Source organism: Bacillus sp. LR_5 (genome assembly GCF_042709275.1).
On record NZ_JAVAXX010000321.1, the window covers coordinates 1 to 6,674 of the forward strand.

Genomic DNA, 6,674 nt, shown 5'->3' on the forward strand with positions numbered 1-6,674 from the left:
TGACAAAAAAGCTGTTTTGCTTATGCAAAACAGCTTTCTTTATTAGTTTGCAATATCCCGCTTCATGAAGATTCCGAAAGCAAGCAACAAGAAGATGATAAAGTAGATCGCCAGCATGACGATAGAAAACGTCATAGTCATCCCTTTTATTAACGGTGTGCCATCCACATACTGAGTCAAGTCGACATTAGCAAACAATATATACTTTGCCCAGTCAAATTTCGCTGCAATAAATGCAGTTGCAGTCGTACCGGCAACCAACAAGAAGATGGAAAAACCAACCGCAAGAGAGCTGTTTCTGAATACCGCAGACAGCATAAATGCCATCGTCGCCACCATTAAAGCCGAGACGGATTCAGAAAGATACGTTGTGGCCAAATGCCCCATCATGTTTTGCTCAATGACATGGCCATCCTTATAGATTAAATGAATATTCGCGGCGGTTTCACCACCCGTCCCGAAGAAGATCAACCCTAATAAAGTAGAACCGATAAATAAAATCAACAGCAACAGGAGCCCAAACAGGAGAACTGTAATATATTTGGACATCAAAATTTGAAAACGGCTGAGCGGCCGAATCATTAATAGCTTAATCGTTCCCCAATTAAATTCGTTCGCGACAATTCCGGCCGCGATGATAATAGTAAACAGACCGGTAAGGATGGTAAAGTTTGCTGAATCCGTTACATAAGACCATACCGTATAGCCCGTGTCACTAGGGATATTATGCTCGATGCGATAGTCGTTGAGTGTGATTGTTTCTTTATACCCATCTTTCAGTGAAGGATCTTCTTTGATTTCTTTCTTTAATTCGGCGTTTTGTGCTTGAAGTTCTTGTTTCCAATGGGAATTTGATTCACCAGCAGAAAAATGATTCGCCAAAAATGCAAATCCAACCATTGTCAGCCCCAGAATTCCGATCATCACCCATGTTCCGGCACGGCTGAAAATTTTGAGCCACTCATTATAAATCAAATTAAGCATGCTGAACCTCCTCTTTTGTTTCACCTGTCATTTCTAAGAAACGGTCCTCTAATGATTTTGTTATGACCTTGACCTCATAAATACGGATTTGCTGCATCACCAGCAATTCAATAACCGCAGGGACTTCTTCTTTAGCCAGTTTGATTTCTACACCATTTGTCTTACTCAGCAAATCGTACTGATTTAAAACAGCAGCGGCTTCATTCGGCTGCTCAACCTGGAAGAAATATGTATCGTTCTCATCAATGTTTTCATCTTTTACATTTTGAATATCGATCAGCTTTCCTTTTTGCAAAATCGCAATTCGATCACACATCAGTTCCATTTCTGACAGCAGGTGGCTTGAAACGATGACAGCCATTCCTCTTTCTCGGGTCAGCTTCTTTAAATGATCTCTGATTTCTCTGATCCCCGCCGGATCAAGGCCGTTTGTCGGTTCATCCAAAATCAGCACTTTTGGATCGTGCAGAAGGCATTGTGCCAAGCCAAGACGCTGTCTCATCCCCAGAGAATATGTTTTCACCTTGTCGTGGATTCTGTCTGTTAAACCGACCAGTTCAACAACTTCATCAATTTTTTCCTTCGTGACACCCTTGACCATCCTTGCGTATTGCTGGAGATTTTTATATCCGCTCAAAAATTTATACAGCTCGGGATTCTCAACGATCGCTCCGATATGCTTAATCGCCTTGGCATATTCTTTCGTAATTGATTGGCCGCAAATGAGGACATCACCTTTCGACAGCTTCATTAACCCCACCATCATCCGGATGGTTGTCGTTTTCCCCGCTCCGTTTGGTCCCAAAAAACCGAATACCTCGCCTTCACGAATCGTAAAACTGAGATCATCAATGATCGTTCGGCCTCTGATGTTTTTAGTCACGTTTTTCAATTCCAACACTGTTTTCATCATATTCCTCCTCTTTCTAGCAAACTTCCATTTTTGATTTAAACCATTGCAAAACAGACATGCCTTCCTGTTCACGGATATCTTCTACTTCACGCTGTGCAACTTTTTCTCCATTGGCGAGGATGATTACTTCGTCTAACAAAGTCTCAATTTCATCAATTTCATGTGTCGCGATCACGACAATCTGCTGCTCAAAATCAATGTACGACACAAGGCTGTTTACGATGGAATCCCTGACCATCGGATCAAGCCCGGAAAAAGGTTCATCAAGCAAGATGACGTCTGCCCGTCTCGCTAAAGCAAGAACGATTTTCAGCCGGCCCCGATTTCCTTTTGATAGCTTTTTGATCTTTTTTTCCGGATTCAGCTGCATCTCATTCAATAGCTTATAAGCCTGTTCTGTTTGAAAATCAGGAAACTGCGACTGATAAAAATTCACCATATCTTTAACAGTGAAATGCGGATAAAACATATCAAGCTCAGTAAGATAAGCCGTTTGACGCACCATTTCTCTCGTAACCTGCTCTTCATCAACTTTCACAAATCCTGAAGTCGGAAACAGAAGGCCAGCCATCATTTTCAGGGTCGTTGACTTGCCGCTGCCGTTCGGTCCGATCAGGCCATAAATCCGTCCGGATGATAGGGTGATTGACACATCATTGACGGCCGTATGGCGGCCGTATTTTTTTGATACATGTTCTAGCTTGATTTCCATTTTAGCCTCCCTCTGTGAATGTTTTAATCCCTTCTACCATTTCCTCTTTCGTTAGCCCCAGCTCTTTCATTTGCTTGACAAAGCCTTCCAGCACCTCTCGTGTCAGCTTGTATTTCAGCTCGTCTACGATTTCTGCTTTTTCCGCAATAAACGTCCCTTGACCTCTTCTTGTCTCCACAATACCCAGCCTTTCCATCTCACTGTAAGTTCTTTGAATTGTATTGGGATTTACCTTAGTTTGAATCGCCATTTCTCTTACTGAAGGAAGCTTGTCTCCTGGGAGCAGCTCCTTCCTGACCAGCCTATAAAAGATCTGATCAGCGATCTGCAGATAAATCGGTTTCGAGGATTGGAATTGATTGTCCATATTTACACCTCTACTTTACGATCAAGCAGTTTTGAAGCCATAATGAGCAGCAAGAATGTGATGACTAAAGTAATAGGAAACCCTAGCACAGACAGATGGATAGGTTTTAATTCCAATCTCCAAACATTGTAGAAGTGGAAATCAAAATTGCAATAGACTGTTACAGGCCAGAAATGCTTTTGAGATTCAACCAAAGGGCTTATGATGTATTCATCGAAGAATAACCACACTGCAACCAACAGAACCATCGCAGCCCACCGCATTCTGCGCCAATTTCTGAGAGAGTGAAAAACAGTCCAAAACACAATGACTGTTACTGACATATCTAACGAAGAAATAAGCCCATACATATTCAGCAAAGCCACTGTACTCGTTATATCAACTTGATGCTCCAGCAGATTTTTTACAGAGAGCATATGATACATCCATATGCCATAGGCTGTTAATGCCAACTGAATCACAAATTGATAGAGCAAAGATGCTGCCAATTTAGAAGAAAACAGCCATAAGCCGCCATTTGGATTGTACAGCCAAAGCTGTGATTTCCCTTCCTTGCGAAGGTGATAAAACACAAAAACAGGAGATAAGAAAAGCAGAAAAAAAGCAACTGCAACAAAAAAACCAAAAATGACTAGAGGTTCTTTCGTGCGAGAAGCTATAATATGGCCTGTTCCCAATAAGAAAATGATTCCGCATATCCATACTAGCAGCCACATTCTTGAAAGCTTGATATCTTTCTTTAATAAACCTAAAAAAGAATTCATGTCTTTACCTCCCGGAAAAAATCCTCGGTGTATGAGTAACATAGTACACTAGATCAAGATGGAATACAACATATTCCATGGATTTATTTGATCAAAACATAATTGATGGAAACAGCAAAAAAGGCAAACCCGCATGAGTAAACGGATTTGCCTTTTTCATTACTTTTTCTTATTTTTCATAGAGAGCAGCGCATCACGATAGCTGCGGTCCTGCATTTTGTCACTTTCCTCAGTGACCTCTTCTTCTGCATGAACTTCATCAGAATGCTTAAACTTTTGCAGCGCCTGCCTGTAAATATCATCACCCATTGTGTCACGCTTCTCTTTTGGAGAATCGTTTTTGACAACGGATGGCGTATGCTCGGCAGCCCTTGCTTCAGCAGGGTAATGCGCTTCGTTTTTTTCCTCTTCTGGAGGTGCGATTCTATCAGTTGCTTCTTGCTTCTCAGGTCCAGGTGAGGCGTTGCGGACGTTAAATGTAATAAGGGCCGCAATGACAATGACAGCAGCAATTATTGCTATAATAATGGCCATTTCAACCTCTCCTTACTGTCCTGCTGTTAGGTTTCCTGTGACTTGGCTGACACGTCTTCCCAACGCGCGTCCAAGCTGAATACCTTCCTCAGACATTAACTCATCACTGTCTACCGGACAAGTGACACCTGCTCCGTAATAAGAGCCATAAAGTGCGTTTTCAGGCACGTTGCCAGGCAGTCCGACAACAATCATGCCTTGGTGGAACATCGGCGTGATTAAATTGTGCATTGTCATTTCCAAGCCGCCGTGTGTCGTTGCCGTTGTGCAGAAGACAGCACCGACTTTGTTGATCAGCTCGCCTTCAGCCCACAAGTAGCCAAGTCTGTCGATCCAAGTTTTAAGACCGGAGCTGATTGTTCCGAAATGCCCTGGGCATCCCCAAATAATCGCATCCATATCTTTAAGCTTGCGGATATCAGCCTGATCTACATGGTCGATGAACACTTCAGCCGTGTCGTTTTCTCTCGCGCCTTCAGCAATCGCTTCTGCAAGCACTTTAGTATGTTCGCCTTCACTATCATACACTACATAAATTTTCATTCAGGAAACCTCCCTGTACAGATTAAGATTCCTTAGCTTCTTTTGGAGCAGGAAGTAATGAAAGCTCCTCTTTTTTCTTCTTACGCAATTTATCTTTTCTGACGTCACGCAGGAAGATACTTAAAATCAAACCTGCTACACAGAATAAGGTTGCCCACATAAAGGCATCATTTATCCCCATGACATTGGAATCGAGTGACGCGTGTTTATAAATATGTGAGTACACATATGTTTTCGCCGTATCATAAGACACATTCATATTCACCATTAAATTCGAAACTGCATTTTGGAACGCATGGAGGAAGTTCGGGTCCGCCGTGCTTGTTTTATCTGCAATTTGTGAATAATGGAATGTCGTCCGGTTTGTATAAATCGTCGTAATTAAACTTGTTCCGATTGATCCGCTGATTTGGCGAAGCGTGTTGCTCATCGCCGTTCCGTGGCTGTTCAGACGGGCAGGAAGCTGGTTCATCCCGGCTGTCATGACTGGCATCATTAAGAGAGACATACCAAATGCACGAATTGAATAGATCAGCATGATGTGTGTATATGGTGTATCAATTGTCAATTGCGTGTATTGATATGTTGTTACCACTGTCACGAGAAGCCCGATAATCGCAAGCGGTCTCGGTCCGAATTTATCGAACAAAATACCTGAGATCGGTGACATAATCAGCATAACGATCGCACCCGGAAGCAGAAGCAGACCGGATTGAAGCGCCGTAAAGCCGACCAGGTTTTGCAGATAGATCGGTAAAAGGAACATACCAGTGTAAAGTGCCACTGTTATAATGATATTAATGACACTCGAGAGTGAGAAAATGTCATATTTAAACACTCTGAAATCAAGCATCGGATCATCATGACGCAATTGCTGAACAACAAAAGCAACAATTGCAATGGCTCCGATAATAACTGTAGACAATACAATCGGGTCGGTCCAGCCGTCAGACCCGGCTTCACTGACTCCGTATAATAAGGAGGCGAATCCGACAATCGATAGGATTGCGCCAAGAGTATCGAGTTTGATTTTTTGCGGCTCCACCATATTTTTAAAGATGAAGAAAGCCACAATGATAACAATTGCGCCGATCGGCACAAGACCGTAAAACATAATGCGCCATGTATAATGCTCAATAATCCACCCGGAAAGAGTCGGGCCGACCGCTGGAGCAAACATCATCGCTAGCCCGAAAATCCCCATTCCTTTCCCCCTGCTTTCAGGCGGGAAAATTAACAGAATGGTTGTCATAACGAGCGGCTGCAAGATACCTCCGCCCACGGCCTGAATCAAACGGCCGATCAGCATTGTAGAGAAGTTAGGTGCGATACCGCAGACTAACGTACCGAGCGTAAAACAAAACATCGCGACGAGAAAGAGACTCCGTTGGCCAAATCGTGTAATCAGGAAAGCAGATAACGGAATCAATACACCGTTAACAAGCATGTAACCTGTTGTAAGCCACTGAATCGTCGTTGCACTTACGCCAAATTCAGTCATTAAGTGCGGCATTGCAACATTAAGCAGTGTTTGGTTTAGGATTGCCAAAAATAAACCCGCCATTAGCACAATCAGCAATGACATAGGGTTTTTTGCATTTTTTTCTTTGCCTGTAGCCATCTAAGACAACCTCCTTTCATGGTTTGATGACTGATCTGTTTTACTCAGAAATTTTAACAGATGCATTCATTCCAGGAAGCACCTTATCAGATGGGTTTTTGATTGAAATTTTCACAGGAATTTTTTGTGTTACTTTTGTGTAGTTTCCGCTTGAATTTGTAGATGGAAGCATATCAAAAGTTGAGTTAGTCGCATAGCCAATTTCTTCTACAGTACCGTCAAATGTTGTATCAGGG

Annotated in this window: 8 protein-coding genes and 2 pseudogenes; all 10 read right to left on the minus strand. The window is 42.6% G+C overall.

Going from position 1 to position 6,674, the window contains the following annotated elements; all coding sequences use genetic code 11:
- Positions 1 to 42: 42 nt before the first annotated feature.
- Positions 43 to 984: an ABC transporter permease gene (locus RAC86_RS33245; RefSeq protein WP_024572924.1), complete on the minus strand. Its 942-nt coding sequence runs from the start codon at positions 982 to 984 to the stop codon at positions 43 to 45.
- On the minus strand, positions 977 to 1,894 hold the full coding sequence (locus tag RAC86_RS33250; RefSeq protein ID WP_015252493.1) for an ABC transporter ATP-binding protein: 918 nt from the start codon (positions 1,892 to 1,894) through the stop codon (positions 977 to 979). The genes RAC86_RS33245 and RAC86_RS33250 overlap by 8 nt, the downstream gene beginning before the upstream one ends.
- A gap of 16 nt (positions 1,895 to 1,910) precedes the next feature.
- Positions 1,911 to 2,609: an ABC transporter ATP-binding protein gene (locus tag RAC86_RS33255; protein ID WP_015252494.1), complete on the minus strand. Its 699-nt coding sequence runs from the start codon at positions 2,607 to 2,609 to the stop codon at positions 1,911 to 1,913.
- 1 nt (position 2,610) lies between these two features.
- Positions 2,611 to 2,976: a GntR family transcriptional regulator gene (locus RAC86_RS33260; protein ID WP_377886531.1), complete on the minus strand. Its 366-nt coding sequence runs from the start codon at positions 2,974 to 2,976 to the stop codon at positions 2,611 to 2,613.
- A 2-nt stretch (positions 2,977 to 2,978) separates the two neighbouring features.
- On the minus strand, positions 2,979 to 3,740 hold the full coding sequence (locus tag RAC86_RS33265; RefSeq protein WP_326147409.1) for a hypothetical protein: 762 nt from the start codon (positions 3,738 to 3,740) through the stop codon (positions 2,979 to 2,981).
- Positions 3,741 to 3,744: 4 nt separating this feature from the next.
- Positions 3,745 to 3,900: pseudogene (locus RAC86_RS33270) on the minus strand (hypothetical protein).
- Positions 3,900 to 4,274, minus strand: a complete 375-nt coding sequence (locus RAC86_RS33275) for a hypothetical protein (protein WP_003233427.1) — start codon at positions 4,272 to 4,274, stop codon at positions 3,900 to 3,902. Before RAC86_RS33275 ends, RAC86_RS33270 begins: the two are co-directional and overlap by 1 nt.
- Positions 4,275 to 4,286: 12 nt before the next feature.
- Positions 4,287 to 4,817 carry an NAD(P)H-dependent oxidoreductase gene (locus RAC86_RS33280; protein WP_015252498.1) on the minus strand — a complete coding sequence of 177 codons (531 nt, stop codon included), beginning with the start codon at positions 4,815 to 4,817 and terminating at the stop codon, positions 4,287 to 4,289.
- Between the two features lie 22 nt (positions 4,818 to 4,839).
- Positions 4,840 to 6,438 (minus strand): MFS transporter, encoded by a 1,599-nt coding sequence (locus RAC86_RS33285; protein WP_003233429.1) that lies wholly within the window; start codon positions 6,436 to 6,438, stop codon positions 4,840 to 4,842.
- A gap of 40 nt (positions 6,439 to 6,478) precedes the next feature.
- Positions 6,479 to 6,674, minus strand: a pseudogene (locus RAC86_RS33290) (transporter); the annotation flags it as partial.

Coding starts and splice junctions, on each gene's coding strand:
- RAC86_RS33285 (WP_003233429.1), bottom strand. CDS start 6,438: ATGGCTACAGGCAAAGAAAAAAATGCAAAAAACCCTATGTCATTGCTG.
- RAC86_RS33250 (WP_015252493.1), bottom strand. CDS start 1,894: ATGAAAACAGTGTTGGAATTGAAAAACGTGACTAAAAACATCAGAGGC.
- RAC86_RS33265 (WP_326147409.1), bottom strand. CDS start 3,740: ATGAATTCTTTTTTAGGTTTATTAAAGAAAGATATCAAGCTTTCAAGA.
- RAC86_RS33280 (WP_015252498.1), bottom strand. CDS start 4,817: ATGAAAATTTATGTAGTGTATGATAGTGAAGGCGAACATACTAAAGTG.
- RAC86_RS33245 (WP_024572924.1), bottom strand. CDS start 984: ATGCTTAATTTGATTTATAATGAGTGGCTCAAAATTTTCAGCCGTGCC.
- RAC86_RS33260 (WP_377886531.1), bottom strand. CDS start 2,976: ATGGACAATCAATTCCAATCCTCGAAACCGATTTATCTGCAGATCGCT.
- RAC86_RS33255 (WP_015252494.1), bottom strand. CDS start 2,609: ATGGAAATCAAGCTAGAACATGTATCAAAAAAATACGGCCGCCATACG.
- RAC86_RS33275 (WP_003233427.1), bottom strand. CDS start 4,274: ATGGCCATTATTATAGCAATAATTGCTGCTGTCATTGTCATTGCGGCC.